This window comes from Aquipseudomonas ullengensis (genome assembly GCF_014174475.1).
GTDB lineage: Bacteria > Pseudomonadota > Gammaproteobacteria > Pseudomonadales > Pseudomonadaceae > Aquipseudomonas > Aquipseudomonas ullengensis.
This window is the reverse complement of the sequence record NZ_JACJUD010000001.1, coordinates 956937-977016: the sequence shown is the minus strand read 5'-3', so window position 1 is coordinate 977016 and position 20080 is coordinate 956937. Positions and strand designations below refer to the sequence as shown.

Here is a 20080-nt window from a genome sequence, read left to right as displayed (position 1 = left end):
TTATTCCTTGTCCAGCTTGCCAACCAAGGACAGGGTGAAATCGGCACCCATGTACTTGAAGTGCGGACGCACGTTGAGGCTGACGCGGTACCAGCCCGGCTCACCGTCGACGTCGCTGACGATCACCTGGGCGGCGCGCAGCGGACGGCGGCTACGCACTTCCGAGCTGGGGTTCTCCTGGTCGGCGACGAACTGGCGGATCCACTTGTTCAGCTCCAGCTCCAGGTCGGTACGCTCTTTCCAGGCGCCGATCTGCTCGCGCTGCAGCACCTTCAGGTAGTGCGCCAGGCGGTTGACGATGAACAGGTAGGGCAGCTGGGTGCCGAGCTTGTAGTTCAGCTCGGCGGTCTTGCCTTCCTCGCTGATGCCGAAGAACTTCGGCTTCTGCGCCGAGTTGGCGGAGAAGAACGCGGCGTTGTCGCTGCCCTTGCGCATGGTCAGGGCGATAAAGCCTTCCTCGGCCAGCTCGTACTCGCGGCGGTCGGAGACCAGTACTTCGGTGGGGATCTTGGTCTCGATCTCGCCCATGCTCTCGAAGTGGTGCAGCGGCAGGTCTTCCACCGCGCCGCCGCTCTGCGGGCCGATGATGTTCGGGCACCAGCGGAACTTGGCGAAGCTGTCGGTCAGCTTGGAGGCGAAGGTGTAGGCGGTGTTGCCCCACAGGTAGTGCTCGTGGTCGCCGGCGACGTTCTCCTTGTAGACGAAGCTCTTCACCGGGTTCTCTTCCGGATCGTAGGGGTTACGCAGCAGGAAGCGCGGCAGGGTCAGGCCGACGTAGCGGGCGTCTTCGCGCTCGCGGAAGCTCTGCCACTTGGCGAACTGCGGGCCCTCGAAGTGATCCTTGAGGTCCTTCAGATTGGGCAGGCCGGTGAAGCTCTCCAGGCCGAAAAACTTCGGGCCGGCAGCGGCGATAAACGGCGCGTGGGCCATGCAGGCCACCGAGGCGACGTGCTGCATGCACTTGATGTCCGGCGAGCTGGGGTCGAAGAAGTAGTTGGCGACGATGGCGCCGACCGGCTGGCCACCGAACTGGCCGTACTCGGCGGTGTAGATGTGCTTGTACAGGCCGGATTGGGTGATTTCCGGGCTGTCCTCGAAGTCGTCCAGCAGGTCCTGCTTGGAGGCGTTGAGGATTTCCAGCTTGGTGTTCTCGCGGAAGTTGGTGCGATCGACCAGCAGCTTGAGGCCGCGCCAGGAGGATTCCAGGGCCTGGAAGTCGGCGTGGTGGAGGATCTCGTCCATCTGCCGGCTGAGCTTGGCGTCGATCTCCGCGATCATGCGGTCGACCATGGCCTTCTTCACCGGCTCGTTCTGGTTGTGCGGTTTCAACAGCTCTTCGATGAAGGCGGACACGCCACGCTTGGCGATGTCATAGGCCTCGTCGTCCGGGGTCAGCCGGGTTTCCGCGATGATGCGGTCGAGAATGCCGGCTTCGGCGACATTCCGGGTGGTTTCCACTACTGCACTGGTGCTCATGCTCGGGCTTCCTTGTCGAGGGTTCAGGCGTCTTGCTGGGTCAGGCCCAGCTCGCTCAGCACGCGGTCACGCGAGTCGTCGTCGGCGAGCACGCTTTCGATCGCCTTGCGGAAGGCCGGGGCGTTGCCCAGCGGACCTTTCAGGGCGACCAGGGCGTCGCGCAGTTCCATCAGCTTTTTCAGCTCGGGAACCTGGTCGACCACGGCGGCGGGGTTGAAGTCCTTCATCGAGTTGATGCGCAGCTGCACCGGCAACTCGTCGGCGCCCTGCTCATCCTGCAGGCGGTTAGCCACGTTGAAGGTCAGGTTGAGTTCCTGCTTGCCGAGCACTTCGTCGAAGTTGTTCTTGTCGATGCTGATCGGCTTGCGGTCTTCGATCTTGCGATCGTCGGCGCGCTGGGTGAAATCGCCCAGTACCATCAGTTTGAGTGGCAGTTCGATCTCTTCCTGGGCGCCGCCGGTGGCGGGCTTGAACGTGACGTTGATGCGTTCCTTGGGGGCTACCGAGCCTTCTTTGGCCATGGTCGTTCTCCTTTACGTTTTCGGTATGTACGGGCCTTGCGGCCTTAATCCAGCACCACTTCGAGGTCGAGGTGGCACAGCCTGCGGTGGATCTCTTCCTTGCGTTCGCGGATCACGTGGCTCTGCGGCAGCAGCTCGTAGCAGCTGTGCAGCAGGCGCAGCACTTCCAGGGCGAGATCGGGTTCCCACTCGCCGAGGCCGGAGGCCTGCAGCGTCTGGTCGAGGGATTCGAGTTGGGTCTTGGTCAGTTCGTGCTTCTTCGCCGCGCTGCACAGGCGCGCCAGGCTCAGCTGCCAGAAGAAGCGGGCGCGGCCGCCCTGGGCCTGAGCCATGCCCTGTTTGAGTTGTTGCACGGCGGCTTTCAGGCCGTCCTTGCGCAGCTGCGGCAGCACCGCCTGCAGGGCGACTTCCCAGGCTGGCAGGCTGCCGTTTTCGCTGATCGCTACGACGGGCTCGGCGCTGGCCGTCTGCAGATGCGGCAGCACATGGGCGCCGATCCAGGCGCGGGTTTCTGCGTCGGCGAACGGCAGGCCATCGTGGAAGCACAGTTCTTCCAGGCCCGGCACGCGCTGCAGGAACAGCGCCAGCTGGATTTCCACCTCGGCCATGGCCGGCTCGGCGCCCAGCTCCTGCAGGCACTCCCAGGCCAGGCGCTGGCCGTCGAGCCAGAACGGCGCGCGGGCGATGCTGGTTTCCAGCTCCAGCAGCAGGTCGGCGTACTGGCCGGCAGCGAAGCGCTCGCGGTAGCTGGCCAGCTTGTCCGCCGGCAGGCCGCGCAGGGCGGTGACCTGTTCGGCGTTGCGTTCCGGCAGGCTGTCGATCGGCAGCCACAGCAGGGTGCGCGCCAGACGCAGGGCGCGGATATCGCTGGCCTTCTGCTTCAGCCACCAGCCGCACAGCGGCCGGGCGCCGTCCTGCAGGGCGCGCAGGGACTTGTGCGCGTCGCGCTCGTTGTCGATCGGCGTGCTGGCGCTGAATACCTGGCTGGCGGCCTGCTTGACCTGGGCCAGGGCTGCGCCGACCACGCCCGGTTCGGCCTGGCCCTGAGTGGCGCGGTTGATCTGCTCGTCAATGCGCCGGCACAGCGGCAGCAGCAGCGGGGCGTCTTCGCCCAAGTGAGCGGAGAGGCAGCCTTCCAGCTTGCGCAGCAGCTCGGCGAGGGTGCGGAACAGTGGCAGCTGGGTGGCCACCGGGATGTCTTCGCCGAGGGCCTTTTCCAGGCGTGGGGTCAACCAAGCGAAGGCGGCGGCGCGGGTGCGTTCCTTGCGCGGATGCAGGTCATCCCAGTGCTGGCTACAAAGGTGGTGCAGCAGGTTTAGGCCGGCTTGTAGACCGCTGAGGTTTTCGCGCTGGTACAGGCTCCAGGTCAGCCAGCTGGCGACGCGCAGATCCTTGGATTGGGTACGCAGCAAGGCCTCGCTCTGCTCGCGGACTTTCTGCCAGTCGATGGCGTCGGTCTGGTGCATGGCCGCGGCTTTTTCCAGCTCGATTTCCAGCACTTCATATTCACTGGAATAGCGGCTGTCGCTGCCGGAAAAGTTCTCCTTATTAATAGGAGTGCTGGCCAGTTGCAGATAATAATCGGCAAGTATCGAAAGGTTGGTCATCCGTGACCTTTAAATAAGAAGGTTAACTTCTATGCGTCCATGCGGATCCGGAGATGAATCCGGGTTTTTGCTCAACCTGCGCAACTTGTTGCGCAGGTCGAATGTGCAACAAGTTGCGCAAAGCCTTGTGCGGTGGGAATCCTAGTCGCGTGCCGGGAGGCGGGCAAGCGCATAAAGTGTGACCTGTCCTGCAATAGCGCTATTCAGGTGGAAGTTTATTTATATGTGCGAATATTAATATTCTGAGTGCTTGGTCAGGTTGTTTAGCTGAACTAATAATGGGTGGGGATATGCCGGATTTCATGTAAGTAAATACTTACCCGCTAACTAGCGGTGCGTCACATTAATGCAGATAGAAAGTTAGATTTTTCGAAGGGCTGCCGGTTTGACGGCAACCGGCATGACGAGCCGTTGTAAGAGTGAGCTCTGCTCGCGAAGCGGCCGCGCAAAAGCCTCGCGAGCGGAGCTCACTTACAGGTCGACGGCTTCATGCTCATGGCGAGTGGGCCGCACGGGAGGCTGGGCCCGAGCGTGTATCTAGCGGCGATCAGGCGAGCAAATGCGGCAGTTCCACGTGAAACCCTTCTAATCCTGGCCACTGATGTAACCGGTAGGAATATGGGGCGCTTAGCGCGCCATCCACACGCCTTTGCTCTGCTGCTCGCAGGCCGGTTTCAGGTAGCGCGCATCGGTGGCGACGCCGTAGTAGAAGATGTCTTGCTGGTAGGGCATGCCCGAAACGGTGGCGTTGCGGCATTCGCCGAAGGCGCCGGTAGGGCATTGGTCGACGAATTTGACCTCGACCTTCTGGCCCTTCAGTTGTGGCTGGCAGAAGCCATCACGGAACAGGTTGGGCGGGATGCTGCGGTTCTGCTGGCAGACTTTCACATCCACTTGGTTGCCTTGGCTGTGCACCACGCAGGCATCGCCCCAGGCCTGGCCGGCCAAGCCCAACAACAGCATTGCAGCAATCGCACGCATCCCGCCCACCTCCTGATCAAAGCCGCGACTTTAGCCTTTTCCGCGCGCCGGCAAAACCGCACCATAGGCAGATGCTCAACCATATCCCGACTCATCTGATCGCCGGCCCGCTGGGCGCCGGCAAGACCAGCCTGATCCGCCAGCTCATGGCGCAGAAACCGGCGGACGAACGCTGGGCGGTGCTGATCAACGAATTCGGCCAGATCGGCCTGGATGCGGCCCTGTTGACCACTGATTCACAGGGTATCGGCCTGGCCGAAGTACCAGGCGGCTGCCTGTGCTGTGTGAATGGTGCGCCGTTTCAGGTGGGGCTTGGTCGCTTGCTGCGCAAGGCGCGCCCGCATCGCTTGCTGATCGAGCCGTCCGGCCTTGGGCATCCCGCCGAACTGCTGCGCCAGCTCAGCGAGCCGCCCTGGCAGGGCGTGCTCAGCCTGCAACCCGCCATCATGGTGTTGGATGCTGCCGCGCTGGCGGCGGGTGAGCCGCTGGCCGAGGTGCAACAGGCGGCATTGGCGCAGATGGGTTTGCTGGTGCTGAACAAGGCCGAAGCGCTGGATGAGGGGGCGCGCGCCGAGTTGCAGCAGCGGCTGCCAGAGTTGCCACGGGTATGGACGAGTCAGGGCCTGCTGGGCTTCGAACAGCTGCCGGGTTTTGCGGCGAAGGCGGGTGAGGGCGGTGCCGAGCTGGCGCTGCCAACGGGCGTGACCCCGCCTGGCGCGCTGTGGCTGGAGCCTGGCACGCCGATCTGCCAGATCCAGCAGCAGGCCGAGGGTTGGAGCATCGGTTGGCGCTGGCACCCCAGCCAGCGTTTCGAGCTGATGCGCGTGCAGCAGTGGCTGGGCGAGCTACCCTGGCGCCGGGCCAAGCTGGTGTTGCAGACCAATGCCGGCTGGCTGTCGGCCAATGCACTGGAGGGCGAGTCCTTGCATTGGCGTGAGAGCGAGTGGCGCAAGGATTCGCGGTTGGAGCTGATCTTCCGTGAGGCGCAGGACGAGGCTGTTCTGCGTCAGGGCATGGCGGATTGTGGTTTTAGCTGATCAACGCTTCCACACCCATCCCCAGCAGCAATACCGCTAGTACCAACAGGCTGAAACGACGCACGGCGACAGAGCGGCACCAGGCAATCAGCCGATCTTCCAAGGCGAAATGGCGTTGCAAGTGGTATTGGTGTTCGTTGGGGGCCTGCAGGAGTACCAGTAGGGCATTGTTCAGGTCGGCATCTTGCGGTAGCAGGAGCAGGTAGCGGTGGCCTCGGGTGGAAGCACCCTGATCGCAGGCGACGGCGGCAATGCCCTGAGCGTTGAGATGCAAGCGCAGGAAGTCGATATAGCTGCCGTAATCGGAAGCACGCAGGGTGTGCATGTGGGCGTCCTTGTCTGTTGGCCCGGTTACGAAGGCAACCGGGCTGCCTATCCTAGCGCAAGGGCGCAATTTTTCACGGGTGGGCGTTGAACCAGGCGAGGACTTTGCCGGGCGAGGCGGCGAACCATTCGTGGCCGGCCAGGGGCTCGGTGTAGCGCGCGGTTTCGATGCCCTGGTAGAGCAGGCGGTCGTAGTACAGGTCCATGCTCCACCACGGCACCACGCTGTCGACGAAGCCATGCAGGAGCAGGGTTGGCGGGTGATCGGCCGGCAGTTCCGGAACCACGCACAGCGGCCCGGAGCAGGTGGCATACGAGCCGGACTGCACGGCCAGGGCGCGGAACTTGCCGGGGAAGGACACGGCCATGCGGCTGCTGTTGTAGCCGCCGCTGGAGATGCCCGTGGCGTACTGGCGCTGGGCGTTGAGCGGGCCGAAGTGGCCGGTGCCGATGGCGTCCAGCACGTTGCCGAGGAAGTCGTAGTCGGTGGTCAATTCATAGGCCTGGGCCAGGCCGGGAATGTTGGTTTGCCAGAACAGGTCCGCCGGCGCACTCGGAGCGATCACCGCATAGCCGTTGTTGAGCAGGGTCTGGATCACCTTGCCTTCGTAGTAGCCGCCGAAGGGCAGGTTGCTGGTGTAGGTGAAGTCGTCGAGCGCGAAGAACGAACCCTGGTAGATCAGCACCACTGGCCAGCCGCCGGCCGGCGGTGTGCCCACTGGCGTCTGGTAGATCACCTGGCGGGCGCCGACGATGCCGGAATCGATCCAGGTGGTTCGATAGCTGCAGCTGACTTCGGCGGGTTTCAGCAGGGTCTTGGCGCGGTCGGTGCAGCGTGATTCGGCCTGGGCTGTGGTGTGCAGCATGGCCGTGCAAAGCAGCAGGCAGCCAAGCAGGGAGGGGGAAAGGCGCATGGCGGGATCTCCGTTGTTATTGTGGGTACAACCACACAAATAGAAACAGGAATTCCGATTCCGTCAAGTACTGCAAGCTCACGGTTGGCGCGGGCTGTGGCGATTTACCTGCTGGGTTACGGGTGAATAGTCCGATCTAGAGCCTGCGCTTTGCGTACAAGAAAATTCGTCTGCTACAGGTCGGTCGCACTGCGATAAAGCGCCAGAATCGATCCTGTTAAAAATTACTTGGCGACGACTTGCCAGGCATTCGAACTCCAGCTAAATTCATTCGGAACCGATGTTCCGATTCCGATAAAAACAACAGCTGGAGGTCATCGTGACCCAACAAGGAAGAGGCCTGGCGCTAGCCGGCCTGGCACTGCTCGGTACCCTGCCAATAGGGGCAGCACAGGCATTTCAGGTCCGCTCGGGAGACTGGACCACGTCGCTGGATACCACCCTGTCCTACGGCGTCAGCTACCGCATGGAAGGCCAGGACGACAAGCTGATCGCCCGTGCCAACGGCGGTAGCGGCAGCAACGCGGGGCTGATCAACTCCGACGACGGCAACCTCAATTTCCGCAAGGGCGAGCTGTTTTCCGAGGTGGCCAAGGTCGTCTCGGAGATGGACCTGCGCTACCAGGATCGCTTCGGCCTGTTCGTCCGGGGTCGCGCCTTCAACGACTTCGAACTGGAAGATGACGAACGCAGCCATCGGCAGATCAGCGACGACGGCCTCGACGAAGCCGGCTCCAGCGCCGACCTGCTGGACGCCTTCGTGTATGGCAGCTGGACCGTCAACGAGCGCGACCTCAACGCCCGCCTCGGCCGCCAGGTGATCAACTGGGGCGAGTCGCTGTTCTATCAGAACGGCATCGGCGCAACCAACCCGGTGGACATCAACGCCCTGCGCGCACCCGGTTCGGAAGTGAAGGAGGCCTACATGCCGACCTTCATGATCTACAGCTCCTACGAGCTGCGCGACAACCTCTCGGTGGAAGGCTACTGGCAGCCCGGCAAAGCCTGGGAAGCGTCGAAGATCGACCCGTGCGGCACCTACTATTCGACCCTCGATCCGCTTGGCGAAGGCTGCGACTACCTTTCCGTTTCACCCCTGCAGGAACAGGCTACCGGCCTGGCCGGCAACGCGATGGCCTTCGACAACCCGGCGGCCGCCCAGGCCTATGCCGACAGCCTGGCGCCAGGGTTCGTCAACGACCTGTTGCGCGGCTACCTGCCGACTACTTTCATGACCCGCAGCCAGGACATCGATGGCGATGATTCGGCGCAGTACGGCCTGGCCCTGCGCTGGTTCGTGCCGGAACTGAACGACACCGAGCTGGGCTTCTACTACCTGCGCTACAACATGCAGGTGCCGATGCTCGGCATGACCGTCGGCCAGCCGCTGGTGCTGCCCGCCGTCGGGGCGCTGCCCGATGCCAGCAGCTCGCACTACTACGCCGAGTACCTGGAGAAGCGCGACCTGCTCGGTATCAGCTTCAACACCTCGATCGGCGGCGAGAGCATCTTCAATGGCCTGTCCGTGGCCGGTGAGCTGAGCTATCGCCCGGACTCGCCAATCGCCCTCGGCCTCAACGAATACCTGCCCGTCGCTCTGCTCAATCCCGATGGTCTGCCGGTGGGCAGCCAGCTCGATGGCTACCGCGAGAAGGACATGTACCAGGCCTCGCTGGCGACCATCTACAACTTCACCGGCTTCCTCGGTGCGGGCTCCGCCACCTGGTTCTCCGAGCTGGTCGCCAGCCGGGTGCAGGGCCTGGAATCGGATATCGACTACTACGAAGCCACCAGCAGCGCCTATGGCGTGCAGACCAGCATGAGCCTGACCTACAGCAACGTGCTCAACCTGGTGAACCTGGTGCCCAGCGTCAGCTACCAATACAGCATCAACGGGGTCGCGCCGCAGCTCACCAATGGCCTGGATGAGGAAGCACAGAGCTATTCCCTGGGGTTGGACGCCATCTACAAGGAGTCCCTGACGGTCGGCGCCAAGTACGTCGGCTACAGCGGTGGCGGCGTGTCGAACAAGCGCACCGACCGTGACTTCCTCAGCTTCAACGTCAAATACAGTTTTTGAGAAGGGAATGAACGTCATGCTCAAATCAGGATTCGTACACGCCGGCCTGCTGCTCGGCAGCCTGCTGATCGCGCCGCTGGTGCAGGCCCAGGTCGATGCCAGCCAGGCCGCGCGCCTGGGTCGCGACCTCACCCCGCTGGGCGCGGAGAAAGCCGGCAACGCCGCCGGCACCATTCCGGCCTGGGACGGTGGCCTGGCGCAGAAAAGCGACGCCTTCGACCCGACCCGTGGCTACCAGGACCCCTACGCGTCCGAGCAGCCGCTGTTCAGCATCACCCGCGCCAACGCCGCGCAGTACAGCAAGAACCTCAGCCCCGGCCAGCGGGCCATGCTCGAACGCTACCCCGAGAGCTGGAAACTGCAGGTCTACCCGAGCCATCGCTCGGCGTCCTACCCGGAGAAGGTGTACGAGGCGATCAAGGGCAACGCCACCACGGCCAAGCTGATCGAGCAGGGCAACGGCATCGCCGACTTCCACACCGCCACGCCATTCCCGATCCCGCAGTCGGGCCTGGAAGTGCTGTGGAACCACCTGGTGCGTTATCGCGGTGACAGCGTCAAACGCTATTACGCCCAGGCCGTGCCGCACGCCAGCGGCGACTACTTCATGACCCAGATCGAGGACCTGTTCCTGTTCAACCAGGACGCCGGCAACCACGCCAAGGACAACGGCAATGTGCTGTTCTACTTCCGCCAGTCGGTGCTGGCACCGGCGCGCCTGGCCGGCACCGAACTGCTGGTCCACGAGACCGTCAACCAGGTCAAGGAACCGCGTCTGGCCTGGCTCTACGCCGCCGGCCAACGCCGTGTGCGACGTACGCCGAACGTGGCCTACGACTCGCCCGGCACCGCCTCCGAAGGCATGCGCACCACCGACAACTTCGACATGTTCTCCGGCGCGCCGGACAAGTACGACTGGAAGCTGGTGGGCAAGGAAGAGCTGTACGTGCCCTACAACAGCTACCGCTTCGCGTCCAAGACCAACAAGTACAGCGACATCGTCAAACCCGGCCACGTCAATCCGGACCTGCTGCGCTACGAGCTGCACCGCGTGTGGCACGTGCAAGCCACGCTGAAGGAAGGCCAGCGCCACCAGTACAAACGCCGCGACATGTACTTCGACGAGGACAGCTACCAGATCCTGGTGGTCGACCATTACGACAACCGCGACAACCTCTGGCGCCTGGGCGAGTCCTACACGCTGAACATGTATGACCAGCCGCTGCTGTGGACCAAGGGCGATGCCGTATATGACCTGATCGGCGGCCGTTATGTAATTGGCATATTGTCCAATGAAGAACCGGCCGATCAATTCAATGTGGCATTGAAACCCAACGACTTCACCCCGGCGCAATTACGCCGAGACAGCCGTCGTTAATTACCGGGGTTAATACAAAAGGATTAGGCGTGGGGAACTTGAAGGTAACTGCAGATAAGCCGGGAAAGTTCCCCCGGCACAACTTCCGGTGGTGTTACACCCATGCTGCCGACCATGGTGAAGTAGTTCATCCCGGCCAGCAGCAGATGGGCGCCGAGGTCGGCGGCTTGTTCCGGATGTGGGTGCCCCAGCTCCTGCTTGCGGGCCAGGGCGATCCGGCAGAAGGCCTGACCGATGTAGGCGTTGAGCTGGTGGAAGCGCTGGCGAAATTGCAGGTCGACCGAACTGCGGCGAACCAGGGCGCGGAGCAGGCCTTCACTGCCACGGAACAACAGGATCACACCCTGGATGAAACCCTCGATCTGCGCGGCCAGCGGCAGGTCGCTGCTGGCGAGCTCGGACACCAGTTTGTCGACGGCGGCGCGGCCGTCCTCGACGAAGCGTTCGTGCACGGTATAGAGCAGCACGTCCTTGTCGCCGAGCAGGCGGTAGAAGGTGCCGACCGAGGATTCGGCGAGCTGGGCGATCTGCGAAATGCCGGTTTCTTCGAACTGGTTGCTCGCCAGCAGATCGGCGGCAACGTTGAGGAAACGTTCCAGCGCTTTCTTGCTGCGTGCCTGGGTGGGACTGGCGATGTTGTACATGAACGGTTCTCGAAACGGCGCTCGTCGATTCTAGTTCCAGGGGGTTTACCGGGGCAAGGCAAATTACCAGTGTTGGCCACTGGGTAAGTTTCGAATAGTTAGCCGATAACACAACTTTGATGAATATCCGAATTAATCGGATATGGACTTTTATTGCCGTCGATTAAATAAGGGATGCATGAACAATGGATTATCTGGACTTGCCCGGGGGGCGCTTTGCTTATATCGATAAAGGCCGCGGCTATCCGGTGTTGCTGTTGCACGGCCTGGGCTCTTCGCTGCTCGACTGGCAACCGCAGATCGAGCACCTGGCACGCTGCTGTCGGGTACTGGCCCTGGACGTACGCGGTCATGGCGAGAGCGAGCCGCTGCGGGCGCCGGTGAACATGAGCGAACTGGCCGGCGATGTGGCGGACTTCATCCACGCCATGGCCATCGACCCGTGCATCGTCGTGGGGATTTCCATGGGCGGCATGCTCACCTTCCAGTTGCTCACCGAGCAGCCGCAACTGGTGCGCGCAGCGGTGGTGATTAACAGCGCGCCCAGCTTCGTCGTCGACTCCTGGAAGGTGCGCACTCAAGTCTGGTTGCGCCTGGGCCTGGTGCGCCTGTTCGGCCTGCCGGGGCTGGCGCGGATGCTGGCCGGCAAACTCTTCCCGAAGCCGGAGCAGCAAGCACTGCGCGAGCTGGTGGCACAGCGCATTGCCGGCAATGACCCCGTCTCTTATATGCACGCCATGCGCGCGATTCCCGGCTGGTCGACCCTGCCGGCGGTGGCGCAGGTGGAAACGCCGCTGCTGGTGGTGTGTGGCGATCGCGACTACACCCCGGTGGCGGTCAAGGAGGCCTACGTGGCGCAACTGCGCAACGCCCACCTGGAGGTGGTCGAGGACTCCGGCCATGCCACGCCACTGGACCAGCCGGAGCGGCTGAACCTGCTACTCGAGGAATTTATCGCCGAACATTCGGCGGCTTTACCGGCCTGACGCGGCCCAGGTGCGTCGTTACACTAGCCGAAGACATTCTCTGCGGCGTTTCCCATGCACCTGATTCCCTGGTCCCATCCGACTTCCGCCGGCTTCACCCTGAGCGGCTGGCACACGCCGCCATCGGGCAAGCCGCTGCTGCATTTTCTCCATGGCAACGGCTTCTGCGGGCGTACCTACGAGCCGATGCTGGCGAGCCTGGCCGAGCATTTCGACCTGTGGCTGTGCGATGCGCAGGGACATGGCGACACCGAGCACGGTGGCCGCTTCCACGGCTGGAACCGCAGCGCCGAACTGGCGGTTGAAGCGTTCGAGGCCGGGCGCGGGATATTCGGCGACGTGCCGCGCTACGCCCTTGGCCACAGCTTCGGCGGGGTGCTCACCAGCCTGATCCTGGCGCGCCATCCACAGCTGTTCCGCCGCGCCGTGCTGCTCGATCCGGTGTTGTTCAGCCGGCCTATGATCGGCGTGATGGCGCTGTCGGAACTGCTCGGCCTGCACCGGCGCAACGTCATGGCGAAGAAGTCGGCGGGGCGCCGCACCCACTGGCCGGATCGCGCCACGGCGTTCTCCCTGCTGCAGGGTCGCGGGATTTTCCGCGGCTGGGATGATGCGGCGCTGCAGGCCTATATCGACCATGCGATGAAGGATGCTGCCGACGGCGGCGTCGAGCTGAAGTGCCGGCCCAGCCGCGAGGTGGACATCTTCAGCAGCTTCCCCAAGCGCCTGTGGCCGTCGCTGGGCAAGGTGAGCACGCCGACCCTGCTGATTCATGGCAACAAGACCTACCCCTTCGTCGGCCAGTCGGCCGCGCGCCTGGCTGGGCTCAATGCGCAGGTACAGGCGCTGGAAGTCGAAGGCGGGCACTGCTTCATGCAGGAACACCCGCAGCGCAGCGCCGCCCAGGTGCTGGCCTTCCTGCGTGACTGACAGGGCGCTCAGCCGCGAAGGCGTCTGGCTGCTGCTATCCGAGCTGTGGCTGGATACCCAGCTGGATGGCTTCGGCCTGCGCCACATCGCCGACCAGTTGCGCACCAGCGGCCTGGCTCGGGCCGAGCTGGAGTCGATCTATCTCTACGAAGTGGCGCCGGTGGTGTGGCTCAACCACTGGAGCGTGGCCGGGGTGTGGGACGGTTTCGACCCGCAATGGCTGAGCGAAGCCTGCCGGCGCAACCAGCAACGCGGGCGCTGGAATCGTTTCAAATGCCGGCTGCTGCGCCGGCCGATGACTTACGGCTGTCGCGCCGAGTGGCAGCAGATTCTCGCCCGGTTGTAGGCCGTTACAGGTCCAGCTTGTCGTGGCGGCGCTTCCAGTCCTGCAGCTGGATCACCTTGCCGCCCGGTTGCTGCACCTGGGTGGCCACCGGCGGTTCGTCCGGGGTGGCGATGGGGTAGGCGTCCAGCTCGATGGGGCCGGGCTGCTGGCCGAACATGCTGATGCTGCCGGCCAGGCGCTGCTCGCCGGTTACGGTGAACTCGAAGCCATAGACCCGCGCCAGCCGCCGCTGGCCGCGTGCATCGCGCAGCACGCCGAGGCGGCGCAGGGCGACATTGCCGTCGAGCAATTCGATATCCAGTTTGGCGCAGTGGCGCTTGACCACTTCCAGGGCACGCTCACGAATGCCGTGGCCACGCCACAGCCAGGCAACGATGAGGATGAACAGCAACAGCAGGGACAGATCGGCAAGGCTCAGCATGGGGACTCCGCGGGCAGCGCCATCAGCTTAACCGATCCTGCGGGCGCTTCTCAGAGCCTGTTTACGATCCACTGAGTTAGCGCCAGACAAGGTGTAGTGAGCCGCGGCAGTAACAGCCGCAAGCTGGACGCCGATCGTCAACAGGCTCTTGTGGTCATCGGCAAGCGCAGTTGGCGCCCTAACCATCAGTACCCGTGCGGCGCTAGGCAGCATGCCTGAAACCACTGGTCGACTTGGCTTGCCAGATTAATAAGATATATCTTAAGTTATATCTTAGATAACCCAAGACGAGAGCAAAACGATGCGAGACCACCATCACTTCCACCACCATCATCCCCAAATGCGCGAAACCGATGAGTTCGAGCAGCGCTCCGGTGGGCGCGGCGGACGCAGCGGGCGCGGGCCACGCGTGTTTGCGCCGGGCGATTTGAAATTGCTGCTGCTGGACTTGATCTCCGAGCAATCCAGCCACGGTTACGACCTGATCCGGCGGATCGAAGACATGTTCGAAGGCGCCTATGCGCCCAGCCCCGGAGTGATCTACCCGACCCTGACGTTCCTTGAAGAAAGCGACCTGATCGCTGGCGAAGCCCATAACGGCAAAAAGCTCTACAGCGTGACGGCTGCCGGCCAGGCTTCATTGGCGCAGCAGCAAGTGGCGTTAGAAGGCCTGAAAGTGCGCCTGGAAGTGAGCAAACGCTCGCTGCGCGGCCATGACCGCCCGGCCGAGATTCACGAGGCGGTGCACAACCTGCGCCATGCCTTGCAACTGCACCACGGGCAATGGAGCGAGGCGGAAATCATCCGCGTCCGCGACCTGCTGAACAGCGCCGCCACCGCCATTGCCGCAGGTTCCCGCGCGGCCCAGGAGACTGAGCAATGAGTACAGACAACCCGATGGGCATTCACCGCGTCATGCATGAACTCAAACGCCGCCGCCTGGACGTGCTGCGGGTTACCGACCTGACCCCGCGCATGCGCCGCATCACCCTCGGCGGGCCGGAACTGGCGGGCTTTATCAGCCTGGGCAGCGATGACCATATCAAGCTCTTCTTCGCCCAGAACGCCGCAGAGCAGGCGGCGCTGGAAACCCTGCAATTGGCGAGCAAGGGCAACGATGACGGTCCGCGTCCGGCGATGCGTGATTACACGCCGCGCCGCTACGACGCTGCGCTGAACGAGCTGGATATCGATTTCGTGCTGCATGGCGATGGCCCGGCGTCCACCTGGGCCGAGCAGGCCGCACCCGGTCAGCACCTGTATGTCGGTGGCCCGCGCGGTTCGATGATTGTGCCCGATAGCTTCGACAGCTATCTGCTGATCGGCGATGAAACCGCCCTGCCTGCAATTGCCCGGCGCCTGGAAGAGCTACCGGCCAATCGCCAGGTGCTGGCCCTGATCGAAGTCGCCAACGCAGCGGAACAACAAACACTGCGCAGCGCGGCGAATGTCGAGATTCACTGGCTGCACCGCGAGGCTGGGCAGGACCTGCTCAGTGCGGTGAAAGGCGTCAGCCTGCCAGGCGGGTCGCTGTATAGCTGGGTCGCCACTGAGTCAGCGCTCTCGCGGCGCATTCGCCGGGTGCTGCTGGATGACTTCGCTGTCAATGAAGACTTCCTCAAGGCCGCCGGTTACTGGAAGCTCGACGACTCCAGCGAGGACTGACCGACCCCGCGTCCTGCCACTTGGCCAATACCCAGGGATTCCTGGGCATTGGCGCGTCATTCAGCAAGCCTGTTTCATCGCACAGACGGGTCAGGTGCAGACATGCCTTGTCTCGACCCTGCGGCGCCTTTGTTTCCACGGCCCGCTGCCATTCCGCGAGGGCGGGCGTTGCCTGTGCCTGTGAGCTGTCGTGCAGCGCGCATGGCCGCATCGCCCACCCACGGGTGAAGTTCGAGGCCAGCCGCCTGCCGTAGCCCGCCTGCGGCGATTGGCAGCAGCGGCTATGCTTCTGCCCGCCATGCCGCTGGTTTAGCATGCGCAGCCTTTTCACTCTTGCCGGGGCCGCTTTTTGACCCATCGCAGACACTCGCAATTCGGCGCACGACTTGGCCTGCTGGCCATGTGGCTGCTGCTCGTCATGCCGTTGCTGTCGCACACTACGCAGGTCGATCAGGCTGGCCTGCCAACCTGGCTGAGCGAGCTGAGTTGCAGCAGCGAACAGGATGCGCAGTCTCACCAGGTGCCGCTGCAACACGACCTGCCCTGGGCCAAGTGCGGTTACTGCACCCTGTTGCTGGGCTCGCCGGCGCTGTCTTCTGCAGCGGTTGCCAGTACCACCTTGCTGCCTTTGGCCGGGGCGCCTAAGCGGGCACTGGCGAGCCGCACGCCACAGCTGGCCAGTCCTTTCCCAGCCGCTCATCCGCGCGCTCCACCGCTGTCCTTGAGTTGACGAGTCTGCCGCTGCGCATGTGCTGCGGCTTTCTGCCCGTTGTGCGCGAGAGCGGCCACGGGTGCCAGATCGTTCAACGCAAGGGGCGCTTATGACCCGCACGGTTTCCTTCTACAACCTGGCCTGGCGCTGGCACTTCTATGCCGGCCTGTTCGTCATTCCGTTCATGATTCTGCTGTCGCTGACCGGGATCATCTACCTGTTCAAACCGCAGCTGGACCCGCTGATGTACCCGCACCTGCTGCAGGTCGAGGCACGGGGCACGCCGCTGTCGGCCGATGCGCAATTGCGGCATCTGCAGCAGGCCTATCCCCAGGCCCAGGTGAGCCAGTACCTGCCGCCGGTGGATGCGCACCGCAGCGCACAGTTCGTCGCCAGCCAGGATGGGCGCACGCTCAATCTGTTTGTCGACCCCTACAGCGGCCAGGTGCTGGGCAGCCAGGATGCCGAGCGCAACCTGCAGGCCATCGCCCGCGCGCTGCATGGCGAATTGATGATCGGCACCCTCGGTGATCGCCTGATGGAGCTGGCCGCCGGCTGGGGCGTGGTGCTGGTGGTGTCCGGCCTGTACCTCTGGTGGCCGCGTGGGCAAGGCAGCGCCGGGGTTCTGTGGCCGCGCTTGAATGCCCGTGGTCGTCTGCTGTGGCGCGACCTGCATGCGGTGACCGGCTTCTGGGGCTCGGCCCTGCTGCTGTTCATGCTGCTCACCGGGATGACCTGGACCGGCTTCTGGGGCGAGAAATTCTCTGGCGCCTGGAACCACTTCCCGGCGGCCATGTGGGACGCGGTGCCGACGTCCGATCAGCAGGCGCGCAGCCTCAACAGTGCGGCCACGCAGACCGTGGCCTGGGCGGTGGAGAACATGCCGCTGCCGGTTTCCGCACATGCCGCGCACCAGGGGCATGTAGCCGCGGCGCCTGTCGCGGTGGCCGAGCGTGTCAGCCTGCAGCAGGTGGTCGACATCGCCCGGGCGCGCGGCGTGGTGCCCGGCTACAGCGTGACCTTGCCGAGCACGGCGGATGGTGTGTACACCGTGGCGATCTTTGCCGATGACCCGCGCAACGACGCCACCCTGCACCTGGATCAGTACAGTGCGGCGGTGCTCGCCGATATCCGCTGGGCCGATTACGGTGGGGTGGCGCGCGCGGTGGAGTCCGGCGTGATGCTGCACGAGGGCAAGATGTTCGGCCTGGCCAACCAGTTGCTGATGCTCGGCGTGTGCCTGCTGATCCTGCTCAGCTCGGTCAGCAGCCTGGTGATCTGGTGGAAGCGTCGTCCGCAAGGCAGCCTCGGCGTGCCGCCGCTGCGTCATGACCTGGCGCTGTGGAAAGGCGGCGTGGCGATCATGTTGGTGCTGGGGGCGTTGTTCCCGCTGGTGGGCGCCTCGCTGCTGCTGATCTGGGTGTTGGACTGGCTGCTGGCGCGCCTGCGTGTGGCCCAGCCGGTGCTGGACTGAGTACCAATTTTTCAACCTGAACGGAGAGTGATCCATGCGTCAGATACTGCTTGCCTGCACCGCCTTGCTGGCCCTGTCCGCCACGGCCCAGGCCCATGAATATCAGGTCGGTTCGCTGCATATCGATCACCCCTGGACCCGTGCGATGCCGCCCGGCGCGCCCACTGGCGCGGCCTACCTGGTGGTGCACAACCGTGGCGAAACCGCCGACCGCCTGCTCGGCGCCGATACGCCGGCCGCGGACAAGGCCGAGGTGCATGAACATGTGCATCAGGACGGGCTGATGAAGATGCGCCAGGTCGAGGGTGGCCTGGCCATTCCGGCGGGCAGCGCAGCGGTGCTGGAGCCGGGCGGCACGCACCTCATGTTGTTCGGCTTGAAGCAGCCCCTGGAAGACGGCACGCGCTTCCCGCTGACCCTGCACTTCGAGAAGGCCGGTGACCTGCAGGTGGAGGTGGCGGTGCAGAAGGACGCTCCGGCTGCGGCCAGCGAACATCAGCACTAAGGGTTGTCTATCCTGTCGTCCTCGCGAACGCGGGGACCCAGAGGGCTTCCGCCGGTTCGGTGACACAGGAACGTACCGAGTGGCTTGTTTCTGGTTCCCCGCCTGCGCGGGGATGACGGGTAAAAAGGTTGGGTGATGCGCTGTAGCGTCAGTCTGTAGGAGCGAGCTCTGCTCGCGAACCGAGGACGCGCAAGAAGCTTCGCGAGCAGAGCTCGCTCCTACGGGGGGAAATCTGCGTGTTCTCACCAGAAAAAACGCCGCGACTCTGCACCTGGAGTCGCGGCGTTTTTCTTACTGTGAACCGCAGTGGGGTTCAGTGGGCCTGGGCCCGATCACGGACGCCAGGGCTGCTGAGGCCACTCAGCTGACCAGCGACTTGTAGCGCTCTTCCAGCTCCTCGCGGATCGCTCGGCGCTGCTTGGCGTGGGTGAAGCGGCGCTGTTCGTCTTCGTCCTTGGGCTGCAGCGGCGGTACCACCAGCGACTGACCGCGATCATCCACCGCGACCATGGTGAAGAAGCAGCTGTTGGTGTGGCGCACCGAGCGTTCGCGGATGTTCTCGGTGACCACCTTGATGCCGATCTCCATCGAGGTGCGGCCGGTGTAGTTGACCGAGGCAAGGAAGGTCACCAGCTCGCCGACGTGGATCGGCTCGCGGAAGATCACCTGGTCCACCGACAAGGTCACCACGTAGCTGCCGGCATAGCGGGCGGCGCATGCATAGGCGACTTCATCGAGGTACTTGAGCAGGGTGCCGCCGTGGACATTGCCGGAAAAATTGGCCATATCCGGGGTCATCAGTACGGTCATCGAGAGCTTGTTGGTTCCGAGTTCCATGGGTTTCTCATAGGCAAATAGGTCGGTGCTGGCATCTGCAGTCCTGCGGTCTGCTTATTCTTATAGGTGCTGCGATCAATCTTCGCTGAGCCAGCCGGGTTGGGCATGCAAGTTTCGTGGCCGCACGGCTATGACGCGCCCAGCCCGGAGAACTGCACGTTTTTCCTGCACGAATACCCAAACAGCGTCGTTACCGCCGGCGTGTCCTGCTCTCTTTCCGTGCCCTGTGCACTGCTGCGGCGCAGTGGATCGCGGAGGGATCAGGCTTCGCCCGGTTGCCAGCGCTTGCGCGCATGCAGGTAGGCGGCGCTGTCGGCATAGCCGAGCTGCGTGGCGATCTGGCTGCGATTCAGGCCTTGCAGTTCCAGGCTCTGCTCCAGCTCGGCACGTACCGCGTCGAGCACTTCGCGAAAACCCAGGCCCTGTTCCTGCAGACGCCGACGCAAGGTGCGCGGGCTCTGGTGCAGCGCGCTGGCGGCTGTTTCCAGGCTGGGTGGGCGGCCGTGCTGGAGGTCGGCACGGATGCTCTGGCCGACCTTGGCCGCCCAGCCATTGAGCTGTTGCAAGCGCGCCAGGCGCCGATCGAGGCTCTCGCACAGCAGTTCTACCAGCACTGGATGGTGTTGCTGCATGGGCAGCGCCAGGCAACGGGCATCCAGGCAGAGGCAGGTGTGTGGGGCGTCGAACTGTGCGCGGCCGAACCAGGGCGTGTACTGCGCGTGGTAGCTCGGCCGAGGGTGCTGGAACTGCGCATCCAGCAGTTGGATCGCGCTGCCAGCGCCCAGGCGCAGCATGCTGATGGCCATCACCGAATAGTGTTCAGTGAGAAAGCGCATCAGCGTGTGCGGCGCATCGATCTGCAGTTCGATGATCAGGCGGTCGCCGTCATGCTGCAGGCGTACCTGCTCCATGTCCGAGGCCAGGCGCGCATAGCGTTGCCAGTTCTGCAGCGCCTCGCCGACGCTGGCGCTGAACTGCGCCAGGTGCAGCAGCACGTGCCAGTCACCCGGGGCGAACTGGGCGAAGAGGTTCAGGCCGATCGCCGGGTCGAGCTCGGCGGCCTGCAGCCACAGCTGCTCCAGGTGCACCAGGCTGTACTCCTGCTGCGGTCGGTGCTGGCTGAGGTAGCGTTGCAGCACCCGGCCCAGAGGGCCGCGATGGTAGCGCTGGGCAGTCGGCGGGGAGGTATCCGCTGACACATTGGCCGCTTCGAGCAAACTATTGTCCGTTTCGCGCATGGTG

21 protein-coding genes are annotated in these 20080 nt (G+C 63.8%); 11 read left to right on the top strand and 10 right to left on the bottom strand.

The features are described from left to right. The 4 genes from tssC to H3H51_RS04365 all read right to left on the bottom strand — a co-directional run bounded on the left by tssC (position 1) and on the right by H3H51_RS04365 (position 4585). Entirely contained in the window at positions 1–1476 is a 1476-nt protein-coding gene (gene tssC / locus H3H51_RS04380; RefSeq protein WP_183087785.1) for a type VI secretion system contractile sheath large subunit, read from the bottom strand. 23 nt (positions 1477–1499) lie between these two features. Beyond that, a complete protein-coding gene (gene tssB, locus H3H51_RS04375; RefSeq protein WP_183087784.1) occupies positions 1500–1997 on the bottom strand; it encodes a type VI secretion system contractile sheath small subunit in 498 nt (165 codons plus the stop codon). A gap of 44 nt (positions 1998–2041) precedes the next feature. Continuing rightward, positions 2042–3604, bottom strand: a complete 1563-nt coding sequence (tssA, locus tag H3H51_RS04370) for a type VI secretion system protein TssA (protein WP_183087783.1) — start codon at positions 3602–3604, stop codon at positions 2042–2044. A 627-nt stretch (positions 3605–4231) separates the two neighbouring features. After that, entirely contained in the window at positions 4232–4585 is a 354-nt protein-coding gene (locus tag H3H51_RS04365) for an NADH:ubiquinone oxidoreductase (RefSeq protein WP_183087782.1), read from the bottom strand. A 71-nt stretch (positions 4586–4656) separates the two neighbouring features. Here H3H51_RS04365 and H3H51_RS04360 point away from each other — a divergent pair, with 71 nt between their 5' ends. Then, entirely contained in the window at positions 4657–5622 is a 966-nt protein-coding gene (locus H3H51_RS04360) for a CobW family GTP-binding protein (protein ID WP_183087781.1), read from the top strand. Here H3H51_RS04360 and H3H51_RS04355 read toward each other — a convergent pair. Both H3H51_RS04355 and H3H51_RS04350 read right to left on the bottom strand, forming a co-directional pair. Continuing rightward, positions 5615–5947 carry a hypothetical protein gene (locus H3H51_RS04355; protein WP_183087780.1) on the bottom strand — a complete coding sequence of 111 codons (333 nt, stop codon included), beginning with the start codon at positions 5945–5947 and terminating at the stop codon, positions 5615–5617. The genes H3H51_RS04360 and H3H51_RS04355 overlap by 8 nt on opposite strands. Before the next feature lie 73 nt (positions 5948–6020). Beyond that, positions 6021–6860, bottom strand: a complete 840-nt coding sequence (locus tag H3H51_RS04350; RefSeq protein WP_235981274.1) for an extracellular medium-chain-length polyhydroxyalkanoate depolymerase — start codon at positions 6858–6860, stop codon at positions 6021–6023. A 319-nt stretch (positions 6861–7179) separates the two neighbouring features. Between H3H51_RS04350 and H3H51_RS04345 the strand changes: the two genes are divergently transcribed. Then, positions 7180–8940: a DUF1302 domain-containing protein gene (locus tag H3H51_RS04345; protein WP_183087779.1), complete on the top strand. Its 1761-nt coding sequence runs from the start codon at positions 7180–7182 to the stop codon at positions 8938–8940. A gap of 16 nt (positions 8941–8956) precedes the next feature. Further along, positions 8957–10318: a DUF1329 domain-containing protein gene (locus H3H51_RS04340; protein WP_183087778.1), complete on the top strand. Its 1362-nt coding sequence runs from the start codon at positions 8957–8959 to the stop codon at positions 10316–10318. A gap of 23 nt (positions 10319–10341) precedes the next feature. On the opposite strand, the gene H3H51_RS04335 is transcribed toward H3H51_RS04340, so the two are convergent. Further along, positions 10342–10962, bottom strand: coding sequence for a TetR/AcrR family transcriptional regulator (locus H3H51_RS04335; RefSeq protein ID WP_183087777.1), 621 nt, complete (start codon positions 10960–10962; stop codon positions 10342–10344). 185 nt (positions 10963–11147) lie between these two features. Between H3H51_RS04335 and H3H51_RS04330 the strand changes: the two genes are divergently transcribed. Genes H3H51_RS04330 through H3H51_RS04320 form a run of 3 tightly spaced genes read left to right on the top strand, consistent with a single transcriptional unit; the run spans position 11148 to position 13224 of the window. Beyond that, the gene (locus tag H3H51_RS04330; RefSeq protein ID WP_183087776.1) at positions 11148–11948 is read left to right on the top strand and encodes an alpha/beta fold hydrolase; all 801 of its coding nucleotides are present in this window, start codon (positions 11148–11150) and stop codon (positions 11946–11948) included. A 54-nt stretch (positions 11949–12002) separates the two neighbouring features. After that, complete coding sequence (locus tag H3H51_RS04325) at positions 12003–12878, top strand: alpha/beta fold hydrolase (RefSeq protein ID WP_183087775.1); 876 nt, start codon at positions 12003–12005, stop codon at positions 12876–12878. After that, complete coding sequence (locus H3H51_RS04320; protein ID WP_183087774.1) at positions 12871–13224, top strand: DUF7079 family protein; 354 nt, start codon at positions 12871–12873, stop codon at positions 13222–13224. Before H3H51_RS04325 ends, H3H51_RS04320 begins: the two co-directional genes overlap by 8 nt. A gap of 4 nt (positions 13225–13228) precedes the next feature. Here the strand turns inward: H3H51_RS04320 and H3H51_RS04315 are convergent, their stop codons facing one another. After that, complete coding sequence (locus H3H51_RS04315) at positions 13229–13645, bottom strand: DUF3301 domain-containing protein (protein WP_183087773.1); 417 nt, start codon at positions 13643–13645, stop codon at positions 13229–13231. A gap of 301 nt (positions 13646–13946) precedes the next feature. Between H3H51_RS04315 and H3H51_RS04310 the strand changes: the two genes are divergently transcribed. From H3H51_RS04310 to H3H51_RS04290, 5 genes are all read left to right on the top strand, one after another. Continuing rightward, positions 13947–14528, top strand: a complete 582-nt coding sequence (locus tag H3H51_RS04310; RefSeq protein ID WP_183087772.1) for a PadR family transcriptional regulator — start codon at positions 13947–13949, stop codon at positions 14526–14528. After that, positions 14525–15310, top strand: a complete 786-nt coding sequence (locus H3H51_RS04305) for a siderophore-interacting protein (protein ID WP_183087771.1) — start codon at positions 14525–14527, stop codon at positions 15308–15310. Before H3H51_RS04310 ends, H3H51_RS04305 begins: the two co-directional genes overlap by 4 nt. A gap of 349 nt (positions 15311–15659) precedes the next feature. After that, positions 15660–16040: a DUF2946 family protein gene (locus H3H51_RS04300; protein ID WP_183087770.1), complete on the top strand. Its 381-nt coding sequence runs from the start codon at positions 15660–15662 to the stop codon at positions 16038–16040. A 91-nt stretch (positions 16041–16131) separates the two neighbouring features. Further along, positions 16132–17496: a PepSY-associated TM helix domain-containing protein gene (locus H3H51_RS04295; RefSeq protein ID WP_183087769.1), complete on the top strand. Its 1365-nt coding sequence runs from the start codon at positions 16132–16134 to the stop codon at positions 17494–17496. Between the two features lie 34 nt (positions 17497–17530). Continuing rightward, positions 17531–18001 (top strand): copper chaperone PCu(A)C, encoded by a 471-nt coding sequence (locus H3H51_RS04290; protein ID WP_183087768.1) that lies wholly within the window; start codon positions 17531–17533, stop codon positions 17999–18001. Between the two features lie 360 nt (positions 18002–18361). Here H3H51_RS04290 and H3H51_RS04285 read toward each other — a convergent pair whose 3' ends face one another. Continuing rightward, positions 18362–18838 carry an acyl-CoA thioesterase gene (locus H3H51_RS04285; RefSeq protein ID WP_183087767.1) on the bottom strand — a complete coding sequence of 159 codons (477 nt, stop codon included), beginning with the start codon at positions 18836–18838 and terminating at the stop codon, positions 18362–18364. 260 nt (positions 18839–19098) lie between these two features. Beyond that, a complete protein-coding gene (locus H3H51_RS04280) occupies positions 19099–20076 on the bottom strand; it encodes an AraC family transcriptional regulator ligand-binding domain-containing protein (RefSeq protein ID WP_183087766.1) in 978 nt (325 codons plus the stop codon). Positions 20077–20080: the final 4 nt, after the last annotated feature.